This is a genomic window from Streptomyces sp. NPDC004561 (assembly GCF_053602155.1).
On record NZ_JBSGDB010000119.1, the window covers coordinates 1 to 21,027 of the forward strand.

A 21,027-nucleotide genomic window follows, 5' to 3' on the forward strand; every position below is an offset into this window, starting at 1 on the left:
GACAGCCGCACACCGCCTCTGTCCACCGCCTGGACCGTCACGGGCCACACTCCCCTCCCACGCAGCACGCGCAAGCCAGGCCGATCGCCAGGGCGAGGCCCACGGCTAGGGCCACCCCGGCGCCCGCGTACAGGGCGGCGGCGCCGGAAGCGGCGTAGAGCATGGCGGTGCGGCGTTGCTTGCGGGTCTGCTCGCGCAGTTCCTCGCGTACCGTCTCGCGTGCCACCTGTGCCAGCTCTTCGACAAGGTGCTTGTCCAGATGTTCCAGGTGATCCAAACGGTCCATGTACTGCGGATACCCGGTGGACCGGACGGGTAACGTCCGCGCCCTGCACGGCCGCCGCCACGCCAACTAGGCTCGTGCGCATGGAGATTCTGGGCGCCTCGCTGCGCATCTGCGTCGACGACCTCGAAACCGCGATCCCCTTCTACGAGCGTCTGGCCGGCGGCAGAGCGCTGCGCTTCGGGCGCGGCGGGGTGCAGGTGGCCGCGGTGGGGTCGTTCCTGCTGATGAGCGGACCCGAGGAGGAGCTGGAGGTCCTGCGCAAGGTGGCCGCGACCATCGCCGTGAAGGACGTGGAGGAGGCCCACCGGCTGCTGACGGAACTCGGCGCCCAGATCGTCGCGGGGCCGGTTCCGACGCCGGTGGGTCGCAATCTGATCGCGCGGCATCCGGACGGTTCGATCTTCGAGTACGTGGACCAGCGGGGCTGACCGCTCAGGCCGTGTCCGGCCGCATCCGGAAGTCGTGGCGCGCGGGCAGGGGTTCGTCGGTGAGCCGGGCCCACAGCCGGTCGATCGCGTCCGCGCCCTCCCTGAGGTCGGCGACCTCGAAGCCCTCGTCGAAGACGGTCCGGGCCTCGGCGCGCCGGCCCTCGGCCAGCAGCAGCTCGGCCTCCAGCAGCCGGAACCGGCCGCGCCGGCGGACGGCCGGCAGCAGCCGTTCCCACACGGCCCGGGCGTCCGCCGTCCGGGCCTCCCGGAGCAGCGCTTCGAGGGTCTCGCGACCGAGCCCGGCCACGGCGGCGGTCCAGGTCTCGCCGTCGTCGCGCCGTTCGCGGCACAGGTCGTCGAAGGCGTCCGCGTACCGTTCGGCGGCCCGCTCGTGGTGTCCGGCCTCCTGGTCGGCGACGGCCAGGCAGCGCAGCAACGGCCACAGCGAGGGTGCCAGCGGCAGCGCCCGCTCCCAGCTGCGGACGGCCTGCGCGCGGTCTCCGGCGTGCCACTGGGCGACGCCGAGGTGGTACTCGGTGTGCGGGGTGGCGGGCGCGGTCTCCAGCATGTCCCGCCAGTGCGGGGCGACCAGGGTCTCGCCGGGCGGCCGTACCCGGCGCGGCTCCGGCAGGGATCCGGTGCGCAGCAGCTCCCGCCAGGGCGCCTGGTCCTCTGCGAGGGTGGACTCGGCGAACGGGGTGCCCGGCAGCTTCCAGTCGGCCCTGAGCACTTCGAGCGCGCCCCAGCCGGAGCCGGTGGCCAGGATCTCGCCGGGCTCGGCGTCGGCGCAGGGCCGCCACGCCGCGTACGCCTCGTCGACCCGGGCGCGCGGCAGCACCGCCGCCAGCCGCTCCTCGGCTCCCCGGACGACGTCGGCCCACTCCCCCTCGGGCGACGCGTCGAGCGGTCCGTACGACTCCAGCCAGGACACCTCGCTCTCGGCCTCCAGCCGGACGTGCTCCAGCTGGGTGCGGGCGAGGCCGGCCTGGATCTCGCAGTAGCCGCCGGTGCCGGGCTCGGTCAGCCACTCCTGCCAGCGGCGTCCGCCGGGTCCGCTGCCCCAGACGAAGAGCTTGCGGCCGCGCAGGCCGTCGGTGGAGGTCTGCACCAGCCCGTGTCCGGCGGCGTCCAGCGCGGCGATCCAGCGGCGGCGGTCGTCGGGCACCTCGTAGAAGTAGTCGGCGGCGTAGGGGCTGTTGAGCGGGCGGGTGCGGTCGATGCCGTCGTACGACGGGACGGGCACCCGGCGCAGCCGGCGCTCATAACCGAAGTGCCAGGCCTCCTCGGCCGGGGCCAGCACCCGGACCTCCTCGGGCACGGCGATGTTGGACCACCAGTAGGTGGCCACGGGCCGCTCGTGGGGGTTGCGGACGCGGACGCCGACGTGAAGGAAGTCGGAGCCCTCCGGCAGCCAAAGGTCGACCTGGAAGGGGAGGTCGCGCAGCCGCTCCCACTCCCACAGGCGCAGCATCTCCCCGCCGTCCGGGGCGGGGACGCGGGCGGCGTGCAACGGGGCGCAGGAGAGGGTGGTGTGGCCGGTGGCGCCGATGTTCCATTCGATGCCGCCGGAGTACCAGGCGCCGCTGAGGGCGAAGTTGGCGGGCTGGAACACCGGGTTGCGGTAGAGGAGTTCGCGTCCGGTGGGCAGATGGACCAGGGAGGCGATCCGGCCGCCGAGGCCGGGCAGGACGGTGGCGCGCAGCCGGTCGTTCTCGATCACCAGGGCGTCGAGCGACCGGGTCCCGCGGGTTCTGTCGTAGCCGTCGCGGACGCGGACCGGCAGCAGGCTGTGCAGCGGTTCCAGGCCCAGCTGGCGGACCATGTCCCGGGGCATGCCGTCCCGGTCGCGGTCGTCGATGCGGTGGACCTCGTCGAGCGGGCGCAGCGGGGGCAGGGGGTTGTCCGGGCCCAATTGCGCGGCGGGCAGGGTCAGTACCTCACGTCGGATCCTCGTCACGATCACCATGGAACCCGGCCCGCGCTGACTCGGCCAGGGGACGTGCTGGTCAGGATTGCGCAAAGGCGCCGCCCGCCGCCGGGAGACGATCAGCCGGCGGCGCGCATCTCGGCCGTGAGCGCCCAGCGTTCATGGTCCCGCCAGGCTCCGTCGATGTAGATCATGTCCGGTGAGAAGCCCTCCAGCCGGAAGCCGGCGCCCCGGGCGAGCGCGGCGGAGGCGGCGTTCTCGGGCTGGGCGTTGATCTCCAGCCGGTGCAGGCCCAGCGGGCCGAACGCGTAGCCGATCACCAGGTCCAGGCCCTCGCGCATCAGGCCGCGCCCCGCGGCGTGCGCGAACGCGCCGTAGCCGAGGGCGCCGCACTGGAAGCCGCCCCGGACGATGTTGTTGATGTTGATGAATCCGGCGAGGTCCCCGTTGTCCTTCTCGCACACCAGGAAGCCGGCCTTCGTCGGGTCGTCGATCAGCCGGCCGGCGTAGGCGGCGTAGGCCTCGTCGCTGTCCGGCGGGAACAGCCACGGCCGGTGCAGGTCCTTGCTCTCCCGGGCGCGCGCGACGAACTCGGGGCCGTCCTCGGGGGTGAAGTGACGGATGCCCACGCGGGGGCCCTCGGCGAGGTAGCGGGATGCGGTGTGCGGCATCCGGCCAGCCTACGCGTCACCGCCCCCGGCGGCTGCCGGGACGGGCCCGCGTCGCCGCGCGCCGCTCGGACCCGGGCTCCGTGCCGGCCGGTCAGCGCAGCGCGGGCTCGTCCAGCGTCAAGGTCGCGGTGTCGGCGTCGAGTTGGGCGGAGACGCCGAACGGGATCGTCAACGCGCCCTCGCAGTGCCCGAACCCGAACGCCTCCACGACGGGCACGCCCAGTCCGCCGAGCCGGTCGGCGAGCAGCGGCCGCACCTCCGCGTAGTCCGGGCAGCTCTCCCACGAGCCGAGCAGCACCCCGCGCACCCCCTCGAACCAGCCCGCGCGCAGGAGCTGGGTCAGATACCGGTCCAGTCGGTACGTCTCCTCGCCCACGTCCTCCAGGCACACCAGCCCGCCGTCGGCGGACCGGCGGGCGTGCGGGGTGCCGCACTCGGCGGCCAGCAGGCACAGACAGCCGCCGAGGGTCACGCCCCGCGCCCTGCCGGGGACGAGGGCCGTGCCGCCGGAGACGATGGTGCGGACCGACTCCGGCGCGAAGAGCGTGGCCCGCAGGTGGTCCTGGGCGCGGGCGTTCTTGACGAAGTCGATCCCCGCCGCCATCGGCCCGTGCAGCGTGGCCAGGCCGAGGCGCGTGGCGAACGCCTCGTGCAGGACGGTGATGTCGCTGAAGCCGACGAAGACCTTCGGGCCGGCCGCCCGCATCGCGTCCCAGTCGAGCAGGTCGATCATGCGCTGCACCCCGTAGCCGCCGCGGGCGCACAGCACGGCGGCGACGGACGGGTCGCACCAGGCGTTCTGGAGGTCGGCCGCGCGGTCGGCGTCGGCGCCGGCCAGGTAGCCGAACTCGGCGTGCCGGTCCAGCACATGGGGCGCCACGACCGGGTCGAGGTCCCAGCCGCGCAGCACGTCGAGTCCCGCCTGGAGCCGGTCCTCGGGCACCGGACCGCTGGGGGCGACGACGGCCACCCGGGCGCCGGGGGCCAGCCGCTCCGGGCGCGTGAGTCGGTTCACGTGTGCAGCTCCAGTCTCGGGACACCGGGCACGTCCAGCTTGAACACCTGGGCGTACAGGGACAGTTCGGCCTCCAGGGCGCGGATCATGGTGTCGGCCCGCCGGAAGCCGTGCCCCTCACCCTCGAAGGTGAGGTAGGCGTGCGGCACGCGCCGGCCCGCGATCCGGGCGAGGAAGCGCTCGCACTGGGCGGGCGGGCAGATGACGTCGTCCAGGCCCTGGAGGAGCAGGAAGGGCGCGGTGAGCCGGTCGGCGTGGGCGGTCGGCGAGCGCTCGGCGTACCGGGCCGGCACCTCGTCGATCGGGCCCACCAGCGACTCCAGGTAGCGGGACTCGAAGTCGTGGGTCTCCCCCGGGCCCCAGGTCGCCAGGTCCAGGACCGGGTAGATGACGGTCCCGCAGGCGTAGACGTCGGTCGTGGTCAGCGAGGCGGCGGTGGTCCAGCCGCCGGCGCTGCCGCCCCGGATCGCGAGCCGGCCGGAGTCGGCGGTGCCCTCGTCGGCGAGGGCGCGGGCGACGGCCGCGCAGTCCTCGACGTCGACCACGCCCCACTGCTCGCGCAGCCGCTCGCGGTAGGCCCGCCCGTACCCGGTGGAGCCGCCGTAGTTCACCTCGGCGACCCCTATGCCCCGCGAGGTGAAGTAGGCGATCTCCAGGTCCAGCACGAGCGGCACCCGGCTGGTGGGGCCGCCGTGGGCCCAGACGACGTAGGGCGGCAGCTCGCCGTCGGGCGCGGCCCGTCGGGGGTGGTGCGGCGGATAGACGTGGGCGTGCACCTCGCGGCCGTCCGGGCCGTTGAAGACACGGATCTGCGGTTCAGGGTAGTACGACGGGTCGACGGGGTCCTCGTGCCGGGCGCCGACCGCACCGGCCCGGCCGGTGGCGGTGTCCAGCTCGACCACCTCGTACGCGGTGCGCGGGCTGGCGCCGACCGCGACGACCCGCTGCCCCTGGGCGGCCAGGCTGCCGGTGAACTCGGTCCACGGTCCGGCGGCGTCGACGACCTCGCCGGACTCGGGGTCGAGAATCCCGAGCACGGTCGATCCCCGGCCGTGGACGACCGCGACCAGGCCGTTGTCCAGCGGCGCGAACCAGCGCAGGCCGACCTGCCACAGGGGCCCGCCGAACTCCTCCTCGCGCGGGCACAGCGGGGTGCCCTCGCGGTACAGGTTCCACCAGCCGCTGCGGTCGCTCGCGTACAGCAGCCGGCCGTCCGCGGCCCACTCCACCTGTGCGACGGACTCCTGCGGTCCGCCGGCGGCCGTGTGCGCGCCGCTCAGGGTGCCGTCGTCCCCGACCTCGGCCACCAGCAGCTCCGTGCCGTCCCACGGCATGCGCGGATGGTCCCAGGCGAGCCAGGCCGCCCGCCGGCCGTCGGGCGACAGCCGGGGGCCGGTGACGAACCGGTGCCGGCCGTCGGTGAGTTCACGGACTGCGCCGCGGTCCTCGGCGGCCGAGCCGTCCAGCGGTACGGCGGCCAGAACGCGCCGCACGTCACCCGGGCCCTCCCCGGTGAACTCCTCCAGTACACACCACACTTCGCCGCGTTCCGGGTCCACCTGGGGGTCGGCCCAGCGCAGTCCGCCGCCGACCGGGGACACGGGGGTGAGCGGGCGCGGCTCGCCACCGGGCTCGTACCGGTACAGCCGCTGGTCGGCGAAGTGCGCGAAGACCAGGAGCGGCCGGCCGTCGAGCACCGCTCCGCACCAGGGCCGGCCGCCGTACTCCATGACCCGGCTGCGCACGTTCCAGGGGGCGGGCAGCGGGGTCTCCTCGGTCCCGTCGGCCCGGCGGCGCACCAGGGCCCGGCGGCCGCCCTCGGCCGGGCGGGGTTCGGTCCACCAGGTCTCGTCCCCGACGATCCCCACCCAGTCCGGCCGTCCGTCGTGCGCGGCGGCCAGCGCCGCGTCGACGGGCGAGGGCCACGAACCGAACGGTGCCTTCCGCATCTCGTCCCCCATCGTCTAGGCCGTCCGCAGGAAGCGGTCGAGGACACGGACGCCGAAGTGCAGGGCCTCCACGGGCACGCGCTCGTCCACGCCGTGGAACAGCGCCTGGTAGTCGAGGCCTTCGGGCAGCTTCAGCGGAGTGAAACCGTATCCGGTGATGCCGAGCCGGGAGAACTGTTTGGCGTCCGTGCCGCCCGACATGCAGTACGGCACCACGTGCCCCTCGGGGGCGAACTCCTCGACGGCGGCCCGCATCAGGGCGAAGGTGGCCGTGTCCACCGGCGCCTGCAGGGCCACCTCCCGGTGCGCGAACTCCCAGGTCACGTCCGGGCCGGTGAGCCGGTCCAGGGTGGCGGTGAACTCCTCCTCGCCACCCGCCAGATACCGCCCGTCCACATGGGCGACGGCCTCGCCGGGGATGACGTTGAGCTTGTAACCGGCGTCCAGCATGGTCGGGTTGGCGCTGTTGCGGACGGTCGACTCGACGAGCTTGGCCGCCGGGCCGAGCTTCTCCAGCAGCCGGTCCACGTTCCGGAAGTCCGCCTCGATGCCGTACAGGGCGGCGAGTTCGGTGAGCGCGGCCCGCACGGTCGGGGTGAGCCGCAGCGGCCACTCGTGCTCGCCGATGCGGGTGACGGCGGCGGCGAGCCGGGTCACCGCGTTCTCCTTGTTCACCTTGGAGCCGTGCCCGGCCCGGCCGCGCGCGGTGAGCTTCAGCCAGCCGGTGCCGCGCTCCCCCGCCGCGATCGGGTAGATCTGCCGGCCGGCGCCGTCGTGGAAGGTGAAGGCGCCGGACTCGCCGACGCCCTCGGTGCAGCCCTCGAACAGCTCGGGATGCTCGTCCGCGAGGAACCCGGAGCCGTCCTCGGCGCTGGCCTCCTCGTCGGCGGTGAACGCGACGACGATGTCCCGGCGGGGCCGTACGCCCTGCCGGGCCCAGGACCTGACGATCGCGAGGATCATCGCGTCCATGTTCTTCATGTCGACGGCGCCCCGCCCCCACACCACTCCGTCCCGGATCTCGCCGGAGAACGGGGGCACGCTCCAGTCGGCGGCCTCGGCGGGCACCACGTCCAGGTGCCCGTGGACCAGCAGCGCGTCGGCGGACGGGTCGGTGCCCGCGATCCGGGCGACGACGTTGGTGCGGCCCGGGGTGCGTTCCAGCAGCAGCGGTTCCAGCCCGGCCCCGGCCAGCCGCTCGGCCGCGTACTCGGCCGCGGGCCGCTCCCGGCAGTCCCCGCCGCCCCGGTTGGTGGTGTCGATCCGGATCAGGCCGGAGGTGAACTCCACGACCTCGTCGAGGGACTGCTGGTCAGCCATACTGCTCCTCCACGGCGGCGGAGACGATCGTGGTGACCGCCTTGAACGTGCGGATCCCCTCGTACATGGTGGCGCTGGTGTACGCCACTTTCCGCTCCCCGGTCCGCGCGACCCCAGGGACGACGGTCGCGGCCATCGCCAGGTGCTCGGCGTCGAACTCCAGGGCGACCGTGCAGGGCCCGTCCTGGACGGGTTCGTGCCGTACGGCGAGGCGGGCGGCCTCCTTGGCGGCGGCGCGGATGTCGGCGGCGGTCCGGGCAGGGGTCCGGCACACCGCCGCGTACCGCGACACATGGTCCTTGACGGCGACCTTCAGCGCCTCGGGCGCGTAGCCGAGCGCGTCCTCGCAGGCCACGTCGTCACCGGTGACGAGCACCACGGGGACGCCGTACTCGGCGACGACGCGGGCGTTGAGCAGGCCCTCGCTGGCGCGGACGTCGTCGAGCCAGACCCCGGTGATCTGGTTGGCGAGGTAGGTGTGGGCGAGGACGCCCTCCATGCCGGCGCCCGCGTGGTAGCCGACGAAGGCGATACCGTCCACGTCGCCGTGCTGGACGCCCTCCACCATGGACAGCGACTTGTGCCGCCCGGTGAGCATCTCGACGCGCGGGTCGAGCCGTTCCAGCAGCAGGTTGCGCATGCTCCAGTGGGCCTCGTTGACGAGCACCTGGTCGGCGCCGCCGTCGAAGAAGCCCTCCGCGGCGGCGTTCACGTCGGAGGTGAACATCGACCGGCACCGCTCCCACTGCGGCGTCCCCGGCAGCACGTCGGCCGGCCAGGTGACGCCGGTGGCCCCCTCCATGTCGGCACTGATGAGGATCTTCATGCTGCGCACGTTACGCGCCGGGGAGCGGCCAGGCTACGACCTGGCGGCAACCGGTCACCGGCCGCTTCGCCGCCTGACCCGGATCGCCAAGCGCCCGCCTTCGACGGAGGTCCGGTACGGCAGTGACCTGGTGCGGCGGTAGCGGCCGGAGGTGCGCGTCTCGCGGCTCACGGTCCGCTCGGCGGGGGCCGCCCCGCGCATCCCGTGGGCATCCGCCGTGCGCCTGCTTCCTACTTCCCGGCCAGCACGAACCAGCGCGCGGGCAGGTCGATACGGGTGCCGTCGGTCAGGTACTCGGTCTGCGGCACGGTGGTCTCGCCGCTCACGAGGACCGACAGACCGGCCTCGCCGAGCAGGCGCGGGATCTCTTCGTCGTCCGCGTCCGCGGGCTTGAGACCGTGGTGGAAGACGCGCTGCAGCTTGGGCCCCGGGCCGCCCGACTGGGACGCGGCGTGCTTCAGCACGTCCCGGGAACCGGAGGTGAGTTCCACGACGAACGCCCGGCCCTCACCGCCGACGATCTCGGCGACGGCGGCGGCGACCGCGCCCCGTGCCTGCGGCTCGCTCTGGTGGATGACGGCCCGCATGTAGACGTTGCTGTCGCCGAGCCGGTCGTGCAGGACGCGTACGGCGTCGGCGTCGGTCAGGTCGAGCTGCTGGAACTCGACGGCCTGGCCGTCCGCGGCGCGGCGGGCGTGCTCGACGGCGGCGTGCGAGAGGTCGACACCGACGGCGCGCGCGAACCGGGTGGCCAGATAACGGGTCTGGGTACCGTTGCCGCAGCCGAGGTCGACGACGGTACGGGCCGGGTCCGCGTGCGGCAGGAACAGCGCGGTGTGCGGCTCGGCGCTCAGCGAGGGGTCCGAGTCCCAGATGGCCTCACCCGGGGCGTCGGAGGTCTCGCGCCAGTAACTCTCCCACGCGCTGCGGTAGTTCTCCGAGACGTTCATGCGATCTCCCCAACGGTCGGTTCCGTGATCGGAATATCGCGGGGACCGGGGAGCGGGCAAGAGGTGAGGGGGCACCTTCATCAGAAGTACGGACCCCGGACATGCGCGGGGGCGCGCGAAGCAGCCCCCGCGCCCCCGCGTTCAGCGGTTGCCCGTGAGGCCCTGCTCGAACCAGACGGTCTTGCGGTGCCCGGTGGCGCTGGCGCCCCACTCGCGGGCGAGCCGGCTGACCACGCGCAGACCGCGGCCCGACTCGTCGGCGGGGCCGGCGCCGAGCATGGCGGGCAGGGCCGGTTCGTCGTCGGTGACCTCGAACAGCAGCGCGTCGGTGCGGACCACCCGCAGCCCGATCCGGTCGCTGCCGGCATGCCGGATCGCGTTGGTGACGACCTCGCTGACCAGCAGCCGGGCGGTCTCCACCGCCTGCGGCAGCCCCCAGGCGAGCAGCCGGTCGCGGACCAGGCCACGGGCCCGGCCCACCTCGCGCGGATCGGCGCCGAGGCTCCATTCGGCGACGTGGTCGTCGGGGATGCCGTTGAGGCGGGCCATGAGCAGGGCGACGTCGTCCTTGCGCCCGCCGCGGGTGTTCAGGGCGCGGATGATGGTGTCGCAGGCGTCGTCCATGGAGGCGGCGGGGTGCGCGGCGGACTCGCAGAGCGCGGCGAGGCCCTCGCCGATGTCGGAGCCGCGCACCTCGACCAGGCCGTCGGTGCACAGCACCAGCCGGTCGCCGGGAGCGACCTCGATCCGGGTGGCCTCGAAGGGGACGCCGCCGACGCCTATGGGGGCGCCGGTGGGCAGCTCGAGCAGTTCGCTGCCGCCGTCCTCGGCGCGCACCAGCACCGGCGGGATGTGCCCGGCGTTGGCGAGGTGCAGCTCGCCGCGGATCGGGTCGTACACCGCGTACAGACAGGTGGCGAGGTAGTTGTCGCCGAGCCTGCGGGCGAGGTCGTCGAGGTTGCGCAGAAGCTGGGCGGGCGGGGTCTCCATGGCGGCCATGGTCTGTACGGCGGTGCGCAACTGGCCCATCATGGCGGCCGAGTTGAGGCCGTGGCCCATGACGTCCCCGACCACGAGGGCGGTGCGCGAGCCGGACAGCTTGATGGTGTCGAACCAGTCGCCGCCGATCCGGCCGAGCCGGGTGCCCGGCAGATAGCGGGTGGCGACGTCGCAGCCGGCCATCCGCGGGGTCACCTGCGGCAGCATGCTGTCCTGCAGGGTGTCGGCGACGTTCTCCTGGTAGGTGTACATGCGGGCGTTGTCCAGCACCAGGCCCGCGCGGGCGGCGAGTTCGGCGCCGGTGGTGCGGTCCATGTCGTCGAAGGCCGGCCGGTCCGGACGGCGCATCAGCACCATGAAGCCGAGGACGACGTTGCGCGCCTTGAGCGGCACGATCAGCAGGGAGCGCCCGCCGATGAGCGGCCTGAGGTCGCGCTTCTCGAACTCGCCGGCGATACGCTCGCTCAGCTCGTCGGTGACCCTGGGGACGACGACCGGTTCGCCGGTGACCATGCACTTGTAGAACGGGGTGTGCTCGGGGAAGGCGAAGGCCTCGCCGACCGGCACGGTGTCGTCCCAGCGGCCCGGTTCGTCGTTGTGCTCGACCCACACGCGGAACATCACGGTGCTGGCGTCCGGCGGCCCGTCGGGGAAGCCCTCGCCCGCGAGGACGGCCGCGCGCAGATGGGTGCCGGCGAAGTCCGCGAACCGGGGCACGGCGGCGCTGGTGACCTCGCGGATGGTCTCGCCGAGGTCGAGGGAGGTGCCGATGCCGGAGCTGACCTCGTTGAGGAACTCCAGCCGCTCGCGCACGGCGGCGTACTCGAGGTCCCGCTCGGCGCCGGCCGGTACGACGGCCGCGGCCACCCGGGGCTGCGGCACGACGGCCTCGACGCGGGAGCCGGCGCGTCCCGGGCGGCGGGGCACGCCCCAGTACGGGGTCACCGGCACCCGGTCGAACTGGCTGAACTCCAGGACCGGGTAGCCGAGTTCGAGGACCTGGGCGACGATGCGGCCGCTCAGCCCGGGGCCCATGTTGGGCAGGATCTCCGGCAGGCGCCGCGCGAGTTCGTCGGAGGCGGGCAGTTCGGTGTGGCGGGCGAAGCCGGGCGAGATGCGTTCGGCGGTCTCGTCGTCGTAGCCGCGCTCCGCGCGCAGCCGGGTGGCGTCGGCGGCGAGCACCAGCAGCCGGGCGGGGCCGGGGCCGACCAGCGGGTAGGCCCACCACAGCACGTCGAGCCGTTCGGCGTCGGTCTCCCGCTGGTGCGGGGAGATGCGGGCGCGGCCGGCCGTGGCGTAGGCGGTGGGGCCGACGAGCGAGGCCTCCAGGCCGGGGCCCAGCCCGTCGTAGGCGTCCGGCATCGGATCGTCCCGCAGGTCCTCGGGGAGGGCGCCGGAGACGGGCAGTAGGTCCGCCGCGGAGTGCCCGACGGCGTCCTCTCTGGGCACCCCGAACAGGCGCCGCGCGCCGCTGCTCCAGTGGGACACCAGGCCGTCGCGGTCGACGACGACCACAGCCAGCGGAATCCGGCCCGCCGCGGTGTCGCCGGCGCCACGCCCGGGAGCTGTGTCCCGCTCGCTGCCACGGTCCATGGCCCAGGCCCTCTCTCCCCACGGCTGTTCGCAAACGATCTGTGCCGCCCGCCACTACGGTACGGCGGCGGCCGGTGGCGATGTGTGGCAATCCTGGAATTGGTTTCACAAGATCGCACCGGCGCGCAGCTCAGGGCCCTGCGGGCGCCCCCCTCAGTCCTCGTGACCGAGCTGAAGATCGCGTTCCGTGCGGCCGCCGCCCGCGACCTGGAGCACGGTGGCGACCGGCGGGTAGCCGGCGGCGATGACCGTGTACTCCCCGGAGGACAGGTCCACGAAACGGAACGTTCCGTCCGCTCCGGTGGTGAGGGTGTCGACGACGTTCCCGGCGGCGTCGAGGAGCGTGACGCGCGCTTCCTCCACGGGCCGGCCCCCGCTCGCCCGGACGGTGCCCCGCAGCACGGCGCCGCCCGCGAGTTCGACGTCCTGCCGGGTCTCCCGGGAGGCCTGCACGGTGACCGGGAGGGCGGCCGGGCGGAAGGCGGGGGCGCTGGCGGCGAGGGTGTACTCGCCGGCGACCAGCTCGGTGATGACGTAGCCGCCCTCGCGCCCGCTGCGGGTGGCGGCCACCACCTCGCCGTGCACGTTGGTGAGGGTGACGGTGGCGTCCCGCACGGGGGTGCCGTCCGCGGTGAGCACGCTGCCGGCGAGGCGCCCGGCGCCGCCGAGGACCACGTCGAGCTCGACGGGCCGTTCGCCGACGGTGACGGAGACGGCCTGCGGCTGGTGGCCGCCCGCGGCGGCGATCAGCACGTACGCCCCGGAGCCCGGCGTGCTGAGCGCGTACCGCCCGTCCTCGCCGCTGGCGCCCCGGCCGATCTGCGCTCCGGCGACGTCGATGAGGGTGAGCGCCGCGCGGGGCACCACGGTGCCGTCGGGGTGCTGCACCGTGCCGCAGACGGGGATGCCGGCGGTGTGCGGCGACCGGGCCCCCGGGATCGGGGCGGCCACGGACTCGGGCTCCGGTTCGGCGGTGTTGTGGGACACCAGTGGTTTCTCCTTGAGGAAGAAGGCGATGAGCAGACCGAGGGCGAGCACCGGGACGAGGTAGAGGAAGATCCGGGGCATCGCGTCGGCGTAGGCGCGGACGTAGGCGTCGCGCAGGGCCGGGGGCAGCGCGTGGACGAGCTGCGGGGTGACGGACTCGGGGTCGGGCGGCCGGGTGCCGGCGCGCGGGGGCAGCTCGCGGCGCAGGGCGGCGGTGAGCCGGTCGGCGAAGAGGGTGCCGAAGACGGCGGCGCCGACGCTGCCGCCGATCTGCCGGAAGTAGTTGTTGGCGCTGGTGGCGGTGCCGAGGTCGGCGGGCCGTACGGAGTTCTGCACGGCGAGGACGAGTACGGGCATCACCATGCCGATGCCGGCGCCGAGGACGGCCATCCAGATGCTGTACTGCAGCCGGGGGGTGTCCACCTCCAGGCGGGACAGCAGCCACATGCCGGCGGCGGAGACGGCGCCGCCGAGGACGGGGAAGACCTTGTAGCGGCCGGTGCGGCTGATGAGCTGCCCGCCGATGATCGAGGCGCCGACGATCCCGGCCATCATGGGCAGCATCAGCAGCCCGGACTCGGTGGCGCTGGCCCCGTCGACCATCTGCAGGAAGGTCGGCAGATAGCTGGCGGCGCCGAACAGCGCGACGCCGATCACGAGGCCCACCAGGCCGGTGACGTTGAAGACGGAGTCCCGGAACAGCCGCAGCGGGATGAGGGGTTCGGCGGCGAAGCGCTCGGCGACGAGGAAGAGGAGGACGGCGGCCAGCGCGCCCGCGCCGAGGCCTAGGATCTCCCGCGAGCCCCAGGCGTACTCGGTGCCGCCCCAACTGGTCAGCAGCACCAGGCAGGTGGAGGCGGCGGCGAGCAGCAGCGCGCCGAGCACGTCGAGCCGGCCACGGGTGCGCGGCCTCGGGAGCTTCAGGACGACGGTGACGACGGCGAGGGTGACCACGCCGAAGGGGACGTTGACGTAGAAGCACCAGCGCCAGGAGAGGTGGTCGGTGAAGTAGCCGCCGAGCAGCGGCCCGGCGACGGAGGCGAGTCCGAAGGCGGCGCCGATCAGGCCCATGTAGCGGCCGCGCTCCCGGGGCGGCACGATGTCGGCGATGATCGCCTGCACACCGATCATGAGCCCGCCCGCGCCGACGCCCTGGACCGCGCGGAAGGCGATCAGCTGGTCCATGCTCCCGGCCCGGCCGGCGAGCGCGGAGCCGACGACGAAGACGGCGATGGCGAACTGGAAGACGCCCTTGCGTCCGAACAGGTCACCGAGCTTGCCGTACAGGGGCAGGCCGATGGTGGAGGTGAGCAGGTAGGCGGTGATCGCCCAGGACATCCGGTCCAGGCCGTGGAGTTCGCCGACGATCCTGGGCAGGGCGGTGGCGACGATCATCTGGTCCAGGGCGGCCAGCAGCAGCGCCAGCATCAGCCCGAGGAAGACCAGCCGCACCCGGCGCGGGCCCAGCGGGGCGGCGGGCGCGGGAGGCGGCGGCGCGGGGGCGGTCTCCGGCCCCTCCGCCGGGGTCACGGCCGGCTCGTGCTCCACCAGAGTCGTCCCGCCCATACCGCTCCCTCGTCACACCTGATCGCATTTCCCGCGTAAGGCGACAACTGCGAACAACTGCGGCGAGTTACGGCATGGCCCCCGATCGCCGGGCGATCCACCCGAACCGGTGAAGGGGCGCAACGCCCCTTCACCGTCCGGGGTTTGGTCCTACTTCTCGACCTCGGCGGCGAGCCGGGCGAGCACGGCGTCGTAGATCCGGCCGAGGCCCTTGGGGGCGAACGTCTTCTCGAAGAAGCCGCCGATGCCGCCGGCACCCTTCCAGGTGGTGGTGACGACGACCCGGGACCTGCCCTCGCCGGCCGGGGTGACCCGCCAGGTGGTGACCATCGACGAGTTGCGGTCCTTCTCGACCAGCTCGCCGTCGGTGGGCTCGCTGACCTCCAGGAGGCAGTCCCGGACCCGCTTGCTGGTGGCCTGGAGCTTCCAGTGGACGAGGGTGCCCTCGCCGTCGCCGCCCTCGCGCACCTCGTACTCGCTGAAGTGCTCGGGCAGCAGCTTCTGCCGTGTGCCGCGGTAGTCGGCGAGGGCGTCGAACACCTTCTCCGCGTCCGCCGCGACGACCCGCTCCGTAGTGGCCTCGACCTGCGCCATTGCGTTCCTCCAGGACCTGATTGCTCGGGGTTGGGAAAAGCCAACCACCCCGGCGCCCGGCCCCTCAAATCGGGGTCCGCACGATCATGGGAACAGATGTTCTATTCTGTGGCCCAGTGCTACCGAGGAGGGGTCATGCGCTGGGAGAACCTCGCCGTGGAGACCGTGGACTCCGTGGAGTCCGCAGCGGCAGGACGGGCCGGGACGGCCGCCGAGCACGGGCGGGCGGCCGAGGCCGCGCTGTTCGGCGCGGACGCCGTGACCACCGTCACCTTCGACACGCCCGAGTTCCGCGGGATCACCTTCCACGAGGTCCGGGCGCGCTCGGTGCTGAACCGGGTGCCGGGCGCCTCGCGCATGCCGTTCGAGTGGACGGTCAACCCCTACCGCGGCTGCACGCACGCGTGCGTCTACTGCTTCGCCAGGAAGACCCACAGCTATCTGGACCTCGACACGGGCATCGGCTTCGACAGCCAGATCGTGGTCAAGGTGAACGCCCCCGAGGTGCTGCGCCGCCAGCTGGCCTCCCGCCGCTGGCAGGGCGACCACGTGGCCATGGGCACGAACGTCGACTGCTACCAGCGCGCCGAGGGCCGCTACCGCCTGATGCCGGGCATCATCTCCGCCCTCACCGACCACGCGAACCCGTTCTCGATCCTGACCAAGGGCACCCTGATCCTGCGCGACCTCGATCTGCTGGTCCGGGCGGCCGAGGTCACCGACGTGGGCATCTCGGTCTCGGTCGGCTTCCTGGACACCGCGCTGTGGCGCACGGTGGAGCCGGGGACGCCCGCGCCCGAGCGCCGGCTGGACGTCGTACGGACCCTCGGCGAGCACGGCATCGGGTGCGGGGTGCTGATGGCGCCGGTGATCCCGTTCCTGAGCGACCATCCGGCCCAACTGCGGGAGACGGTACGGGCCGTCGCGGCGGCCGGGGCCACCTCGGTGACCCCGCTGGTGCTGCATCTGCGTCCCGGGGCGCGCGAGTGGTTCATGGCCTGGCTCGGCGAGCACCACCCGCACCTGGTGCGGCGCTACGAGCGGCTGTACGCGGAGGGCGCCTACGCGCCCAAGTGGTACCAGCGCCGGATCACCCGTCAGGTGCACGAACTGGCACAGGAGTACGGCATCGGGCCCACGCGCGCGGGGACGGCCCGCCGGATCCGCCCTGCCGCCCCGGCAGGGCCCGCGGAGGCATCGGAACCGACTCAGCTCACGCTCATGTGAGAGCGCTCCGGGGAGCGTTAGGGGGCAACCCTCGGCCCAATTGGGTCAACTATCGCCGCAACGCGTTCTTCAGGGCCCCGATTCCGGGACGATCCGGCGAGAACCGTGATCCTCGCGGTTCGCCGAAACCCTCCGTCCCGGGAGGACCCATGAGAACTCGCGCAGCCCTGCTGTGCGCGGCCGCCGCCATGGTCGCGGGCTCGGTCACCGCCGCTCCCGCGCAGGCCGCCCCGGCGGCGCACCTCGACTGGAAGAAGTGCGGCACCGGCGACTACCCGACCCTGCAGTGCGCCTCCCTGAAGGTGCCGCTGGACCACGCGAACCCGGCCGGCCCGCAGATCACGCTCGCCCTGTCCCGCGTTCCGCACACGGCCAGGACCTCCCAGGGCCCGCTGCTGGTCAACCCCGGCGGCCCCGGCGGCAGCGGGCTCACCCTCGCCGGGTTCGTGGCCTCCGCGCTGCCCAGGAGCGTGGCGGCCCAGTACGACGTCATCGGCTTCGACCCGCGCGGGGTCGGCCGGAGCACCCCGGCCCTGGACTGCGAGCCCGGCCACTTCAAGCCGGCGCGCGTGGACACCGTGCCGGCCACAGCGGCGCTGGAACAGGCGAACCTCCAGCGCGCGAAGTCCTTCGCCGCCGCCTGCGCCCGCCGGTACGCCGATGTGCTGCCGTACATCGACACCGTCAGCACGGTCGAGGACATGGACTCCGTCCGCCAGGCCCTCGGCGCGCAGAAGATCAACTACTTCGGCTACTCCTACGGCACCTACCTCGGCGCGGTGTACGCCAAGCTCCACCCCGAGCGGGTCCGCCGTCTGGTGCTGGACTCGATCGTCGACCCGACCGGCGTCTGGTACGGCGACAACGTCGGCCAGGACTACGCCTTCGACGACCGCCAGCGCGCGCTGATGGCCTGGATCGCCAAGTACGACGCGACGTACCGGCTCGGCAAGGACCCCGAGAAGGTCGCGGCCCAGTGGTACGCGATGCGGGCCGCCCTGGCGAAGAAGCCGGCCGACGGCAGGGTCGGCGCCTCCGAACTGGAGGACACCTTCATCCCCGGCGGGTACTACAACGGCTACTGGCCCTACCTCGCCTCGGCGTTCTCCGCCTACGTCCACGGCAAGGACACCGGCCCACTGGTGGAGGCGTACCGGAACTTCGCCAAGGTGGACGCCTCCGGCGACAACGGCTACAGCGTGTACACCGCCGTGCAGTGCCGGGACACCTCCTGGCCGCACGACTGGGCGCGCTGGCAGCGCGACACCTGGGCGGTGTACGCGAAGTCGCCCTTCATGGCCTGGAACAACGCCTGGTACAACGCGCCGTGCGCGTTCTGGCCGGCCCAGCGCACGAAGCCGGTGAACGTCGCCAACGGCAAGCTGCCGCCGGCGCTGCTGTTCCAGGCGACGAACGACGCGGCCACCCCGTACGCCGGCGGTGTGACGGTCCATCATCTGCTGGCCCGCTCCAGCCTGGTGGTCGAGGAGGGCGGCGGCAACCACGGCATCACCCTGAGCGGCAACGCCTGCCTGGACAGGTACCTGGCCGCCTATCTGGCCGACGGCACGGTCCCGCGCGGCACCGGCGTGGCCGACGCGGTCTGCCAGAAGTCCCCCGACCCGAAGCCGCTCACGGCGAAGGCGGCCTCGACGTCCTCCCGCGGATCGACCCTCCACGGCCTGCTGGGCTTCCGCCGCTGAGCGTGGGCCGACGGACCGTCAGGGGCGTTGTCAGTGGTGTGGTCCATCATGGAGCCATGACGGAACCCACACGGATTCCCGCCCCCGACGGCGTCGCGCCCGCGACCCAGTACAGCCATGTCGTCTCGGCGACCGGCCGCCTCGTCGCCGTCTCCGGCCAGCTGGCCCTGGACGAGGACGGCAAGCCGGTCGGCCCGGGCGACCCCGCGGCCCAGGCCCGCCAGGTGTTCGAGAACCTGGGCCGCTGCCTGGCCGCCGCCGGGGCCGGCTTCGAACACGTGGTCAAACTCACGTACTTCGTCACGGACATGTCCCACATGCCCGCCGTCCGCGCGGCCCGCGCCGACCACATACCCGAGGACCGCCTCCCGGCCTCCTCGGCCGTACAGGTGGCGGCGCTGGTGGCCCCGGAGTTCCTGATGGAGATAGAGGCGCTGGCCGTGGTGCCCGCGTGAGCGCCCTGACGGTCCGGGACATGACCCTCGCGGACTGCGAGCGCGTCGCCGAGATCCGGGCCCGCGGATGGCGGCACGCCTACCAGGGGCTCATGCCGCAGGCGTATCTCGACGGGCTCAGCCCGGCTCGGGACGCCGAGCGGATGCGGGCCCGGTTCGCACAGGGTGACGGCTCGGTGGTGAACCTCGTCGCCGAGCGGGCGGGCGAGGTCCTGGGATGGGCGGCGCACGGACCGTACCGGGACGGTGAAGTACGCACCGGGGACGCCGAGTTGTACGCGATCTACGTCAACCCCGCGCACATCGGGGGCGGTGTGGGGCGCACGCTGCTGGAGCGGGCCGAAGGGCAGCGCCGTGACCACCCGCGGATGCTGCTCTGGGTGGTCAAGGACAACGCCCCGGCCCGCCGCTTCTACGAGCGCGCCGGTTACCGGCCGGACGGCGCCGAGGAGCCGTTCGTGGTGGACGGTGTCCCGGTGCCCGAGGTGCGCTACGCCAGGGAGCTGCCCGGCTGACCCGGCGTCACCTGGCCTGTTCCTCCTGCGGGAGCCGTGCCAGCGCGTGCACCGCCGCCTGGGCGAGCGCCGGATGGGCGAGGGCCTCCTTCAGGACGCGGCGGGCCCGGGGGTCGCCGAGCGTGCCCAGGCCCTCCACGCAGGCGAGGGCGACCCGGCGGTAGGGGTCGTGCGGGCGCAGCCGGCGTTCCAGGGTGGTGATCAGCGCGGGCACGGACTCGGGGGCGCGCAGTCCCGCCAGGAGCCGTACCGGGTGCAGTGCGTAGGCGACGCGCAGTTCGTTGGTGGCGAGGGCGGCGGCCGCGCGGGCGGTGCGGGGGTCGCCGAGGCGGGCCAGGGCGTGCGCGGCGGACGCGCAGCGCGGGGGGTCGCGGTGGTTGAGCAGGAGCACCAGGGACTCGAAGGCCCGCCGGTCGCCGACGAGGCCGAGCCGGAACGCGGCCAGTTCCCTGGCCCACAGCGGCTGTCCGGGCGCGGTGAGCACCTCCGCCAGTTCGTCGTGGTCCTCGGTCGCCTGCAGGCGGTCGAACGCCGCCGAGCCGCGCGACTCCTGCCGTACGCGCTCCGTGAGCGATCGCAACTCTTCGTCCACGAACACCAGCGTAGGCGGGGCCCGCCCGCCGGGGGAGCCAGATCACAAAGTCAGGACCGACTCAGGTCTAGCGCGCTCGTTACCCGCGAGTTAAGCTCATTCGAGCGAGGTAACCCCCTCGCAGTTCCGCTGGCGACGGTCTGGTGACGCGGCCGCCGCTGGGGACACCCCCCACGCCTTCGGGCCGTGGGGAAGTGGTCGGTTCGGTACTCCTTGTACCGCAGTACGACCCGGCTCCGGGACAGGGCCGGTCGGAACATCGCCGCTGCCGGGCGTGTGCGCGCCCGCGGCACCGGCACCGGGCGTGTGCGCTCGCAGCCCGGCAACACCCGCACTCCTCTCCGCACCGTGGTGCGCCTTCGGCGCACCCGGCGCGCTCCTCGTCGTCACCCTCATTCTCTGGAGTCCCGCGATGGCCACTCCCCTGTCCGACACCCCTCTGTCCCCGCTCAAGACGATCGCCGTCGTCGGTCTCGGCACCATGGGCACCGGTATCACCGAGGTCCTCGCGAAGGCCGGGCGCAAGGTGATCGGCATCGACATCAGCGAGGCCCAGGCCGCGAAGGCGCTCGCCGCCCTGGAGGCCTCCACCGCCCGCTGCGTGGAGCGCGGCCGGCTCACCGAGCAGGAGCGCGCCGGCGCCCTGGCCCGGATCCGCACCTCCACCGACCTCGGCGCGGCGGCCGACGCGGACCTCGTCATCGAGGTGGTCCCGGAGTCGTACGAGATCAAGCACCAGATCTTCCGCGAGCTGGACGGCATCGTCCGCCCCGGCACGATCCTCGCGACCGGCACCAACGCGCTGTCCGTCACCCGCCTCGCCGCCGACTCGGCCCGCCCCGAGCGGGTGCTCGGCCTGCACTTCTTCAACCCGGCGCCGGCGATGCGGCTGGTCGAGATCGTCTCCTCCGTGCTGACCGCCCCGCAGGTCGTCGCCGCGGTCACGGACCTCGCGATCGAGCTGGGCAAGGAGCCGGTCTCGGTCGGCGACCGCCCCGGCTTCGTCGCGGACGGGCTGCTCTTCGGCTACCTCAACCAGGCCGCCGCGATGTACGAGGCCAGGTACGCCTCCCGTGAGGACATCGACGCGGCGATGCGGCTCGGCTGCGGCCTGCCGATGGGCCCCCTCGCCCTGCTCGACCTGATCGGCATCGACACCGCGCGGACCGTCCTGGAGGCCATGTACGCCGAGTCCCGCGACCGGCTGCACGCGCCCGCGCCCATCCTCAAGCAGCTCAGCGAGGCCGGTCTGACCGGCCGCAAGTCCGGGCGCGGCTTCTACACCTACGAGGCGCCGGGCAGCGCCACGGTCGTGCCGGACGGGCTGACCCCGGCTGCCGGGGACGCGCGGGCCGCCGGCCGGCCGGTGCTGGGCAGGGCGCAGACCGTCCGGCAGATCTACTGGATCGCCGAGCCGGGGGCCT

17 protein-coding genes and 1 pseudogene are annotated in these 21,027 nt (G+C 73.6%); 6 read left to right on the forward strand and 12 right to left on the reverse strand.

Annotation, left to right across the window (positions count from 1 at the left end; all coding sequences use genetic code 11):
- Nucleotides 1-76: 76 nt before the first annotated feature.
- Nucleotides 77-286 (reverse strand): annotated as a pseudogene (locus ACWEN3_RS17845) (phage holin family protein); the annotation flags it as partial.
- An 80-nt stretch (nt 287-366) separates the two neighbouring features.
- Here ACWEN3_RS17845 and ACWEN3_RS17850 point away from each other — a divergent pair.
- On the forward strand, nt 367-714 hold the full coding sequence (locus tag ACWEN3_RS17850) for a VOC family protein (RefSeq protein ID WP_452971513.1): 348 nt from the start codon (nt 367-369) through the stop codon (nt 712-714).
- A 4-nt stretch (nt 715-718) separates the two neighbouring features.
- Here ACWEN3_RS17850 and ACWEN3_RS17855 read toward each other — a convergent pair whose 3' ends face one another.
- From ACWEN3_RS17855 to ACWEN3_RS17900, 10 genes are all read right to left on the reverse strand, one after another.
- Nucleotides 719-2,680, reverse strand: a complete 1,962-nt coding sequence (locus ACWEN3_RS17855; RefSeq protein ID WP_452971515.1) for a DUF5107 domain-containing protein — start codon at nt 2,678-2,680, stop codon at nt 719-721.
- An 80-nt stretch (nt 2,681-2,760) separates the two neighbouring features.
- Nucleotides 2,761-3,312 (reverse strand): GNAT family N-acetyltransferase, encoded by a 552-nt coding sequence (locus ACWEN3_RS17860; RefSeq protein ID WP_452971518.1) that lies wholly within the window; start codon nt 3,310-3,312, stop codon nt 2,761-2,763.
- A 91-nt stretch (nt 3,313-3,403) separates the two neighbouring features.
- Nucleotides 3,404-4,327 (reverse strand): S66 peptidase family protein, encoded by a 924-nt coding sequence (locus ACWEN3_RS17865; protein ID WP_452971520.1) that lies wholly within the window; start codon nt 4,325-4,327, stop codon nt 3,404-3,406.
- The gene (locus tag ACWEN3_RS17870; protein ID WP_452971523.1) at nt 4,324-6,288 is read right to left on the reverse strand and encodes a prolyl oligopeptidase family serine peptidase; all 1,965 of its coding nucleotides are present in this window, start codon (nt 6,286-6,288) and stop codon (nt 4,324-4,326) included. The genes ACWEN3_RS17865 and ACWEN3_RS17870 overlap by 4 nt, the downstream gene beginning before the upstream one ends.
- A 3-nt stretch (nt 6,289-6,291) precedes the next feature.
- Entirely contained in the window at nt 6,292-7,596 is a 1,305-nt protein-coding gene (locus tag ACWEN3_RS17875; protein WP_452971526.1) for a M20/M25/M40 family metallo-hydrolase, read from the reverse strand.
- On the reverse strand, nt 7,589-8,422 hold the full coding sequence (locus ACWEN3_RS17880; protein WP_452971529.1) for a M55 family metallopeptidase: 834 nt from the start codon (nt 8,420-8,422) through the stop codon (nt 7,589-7,591). Before ACWEN3_RS17880 ends, ACWEN3_RS17875 begins: the two co-directional genes overlap by 8 nt.
- A gap of 230 nt (nt 8,423-8,652) precedes the next feature.
- Nucleotides 8,653-9,372, reverse strand: coding sequence for a class I SAM-dependent methyltransferase (locus tag ACWEN3_RS17885; protein WP_452971531.1), 720 nt, complete (start codon nt 9,370-9,372; stop codon nt 8,653-8,655).
- A 141-nt stretch (nt 9,373-9,513) separates the two neighbouring features.
- Nucleotides 9,514-11,964, reverse strand: coding sequence for a SpoIIE family protein phosphatase (locus ACWEN3_RS17890; RefSeq protein ID WP_452971534.1), 2,451 nt, complete (start codon nt 11,962-11,964; stop codon nt 9,514-9,516).
- A gap of 153 nt (nt 11,965-12,117) precedes the next feature.
- Entirely contained in the window at nt 12,118-14,517 is a 2,400-nt protein-coding gene (locus tag ACWEN3_RS17895) for an MFS transporter (protein ID WP_452971537.1), read from the reverse strand.
- Nucleotides 14,518-14,667: 150 nt separating this feature from the next.
- On the reverse strand, nt 14,668-15,111 hold the full coding sequence (locus tag ACWEN3_RS17900; RefSeq protein ID WP_351803685.1) for an SRPBCC family protein: 444 nt from the start codon (nt 15,109-15,111) through the stop codon (nt 14,668-14,670).
- A 135-nt stretch (nt 15,112-15,246) separates the two neighbouring features.
- On the opposite strand from ACWEN3_RS17900, the gene ACWEN3_RS17905 reads away from it, so the two are divergent.
- The 4 genes from ACWEN3_RS17905 (at nt 15,247) to ACWEN3_RS17920 (ending at nt 19,011) form a co-directional block, all read left to right on the forward strand.
- Nucleotides 15,247-16,338 carry an Rv2578c family radical SAM protein gene (locus tag ACWEN3_RS17905; RefSeq protein ID WP_452971539.1) on the forward strand — a complete coding sequence of 364 codons (1,092 nt, stop codon included), beginning with the start codon at nt 15,247-15,249 and terminating at the stop codon, nt 16,336-16,338.
- 149 nt (nt 16,339-16,487) lie between these two features.
- Nucleotides 16,488-18,041, forward strand: coding sequence for an alpha/beta hydrolase (locus ACWEN3_RS17910; protein ID WP_452971542.1), 1,554 nt, complete (start codon nt 16,488-16,490; stop codon nt 18,039-18,041).
- 56 nt (nt 18,042-18,097) lie between these two features.
- Complete coding sequence (locus ACWEN3_RS17915) at nt 18,098-18,496, forward strand: RidA family protein (protein WP_452971545.1); 399 nt, start codon at nt 18,098-18,100, stop codon at nt 18,494-18,496.
- Nucleotides 18,493-19,011 (forward strand): N-acetyltransferase family protein, encoded by a 519-nt coding sequence (locus ACWEN3_RS17920; protein ID WP_452971548.1) that lies wholly within the window; start codon nt 18,493-18,495, stop codon nt 19,009-19,011. The genes ACWEN3_RS17915 and ACWEN3_RS17920 overlap by 4 nt, the downstream gene beginning before the upstream one ends.
- Before the next feature lie 7 nt (nt 19,012-19,018).
- On the opposite strand, the gene ACWEN3_RS17925 is transcribed toward ACWEN3_RS17920, so the two are convergent.
- Nucleotides 19,019-19,603 (reverse strand): adenylosuccinate lyase, encoded by a 585-nt coding sequence (locus tag ACWEN3_RS17925; protein ID WP_452971549.1) that lies wholly within the window; start codon nt 19,601-19,603, stop codon nt 19,019-19,021.
- A gap of 412 nt (nt 19,604-20,015) precedes the next feature.
- On the opposite strand from ACWEN3_RS17925, the gene ACWEN3_RS17930 reads away from it, so the two are divergent.
- Nucleotides 20,016-21,027 (forward strand): 3-hydroxyacyl-CoA dehydrogenase family protein (locus tag ACWEN3_RS17930; RefSeq protein WP_452971551.1); only part of this gene is annotated, 1,012 nt, incomplete at its 3' end.

Coding starts and splice junctions, on each gene's coding strand:
- ACWEN3_RS17850 (WP_452971513.1), top strand. CDS start 367: ATGGAGATTCTGGGCGCCTCGCTGCGCATCTGCGTCGACGACCTCGAA.
- ACWEN3_RS17855 (WP_452971515.1), bottom strand. CDS start 2,680: ATGGTGATCGTGACGAGGATCCGACGTGAGGTACTGACCCTGCCCGCC.
- ACWEN3_RS17860 (WP_452971518.1), bottom strand. CDS start 3,312: ATGCCGCACACCGCATCCCGCTACCTCGCCGAGGGCCCCCGCGTGGGC.
- ACWEN3_RS17870 (WP_452971523.1), bottom strand. CDS start 6,288: ATGGGGGACGAGATGCGGAAGGCACCGTTCGGTTCGTGGCCCTCGCCC.
- ACWEN3_RS17875 (WP_452971526.1), bottom strand. CDS start 7,596: ATGGCTGACCAGCAGTCCCTCGACGAGGTCGTGGAGTTCACCTCCGGC.
- ACWEN3_RS17880 (WP_452971529.1), bottom strand. CDS start 8,422: ATGAAGATCCTCATCAGTGCCGACATGGAGGGGGCCACCGGCGTCACC.
- ACWEN3_RS17885 (WP_452971531.1), bottom strand. CDS start 9,372: ATGAACGTCTCGGAGAACTACCGCAGCGCGTGGGAGAGTTACTGGCGC.
- ACWEN3_RS17890 (WP_452971534.1), bottom strand. CDS start 11,964: ATGGACCGTGGCAGCGAGCGGGACACAGCTCCCGGGCGTGGCGCCGGC.
- ACWEN3_RS17895 (WP_452971537.1), bottom strand. CDS start 14,517: ATGGGCGGGACGACTCTGGTGGAGCACGAGCCGGCCGTGACCCCGGCG.
- ACWEN3_RS17900 (WP_351803685.1), bottom strand. CDS start 15,111: ATGGCGCAGGTCGAGGCCACTACGGAGCGGGTCGTCGCGGCGGACGCG.
- ACWEN3_RS17905 (WP_452971539.1), top strand. CDS start 15,247: ATGCGCTGGGAGAACCTCGCCGTGGAGACCGTGGACTCCGTGGAGTCC.
- ACWEN3_RS17910 (WP_452971542.1), top strand. CDS start 16,488: ATGAGAACTCGCGCAGCCCTGCTGTGCGCGGCCGCCGCCATGGTCGCG.
- ACWEN3_RS17915 (WP_452971545.1), top strand. CDS start 18,098: ATGACGGAACCCACACGGATTCCCGCCCCCGACGGCGTCGCGCCCGCG.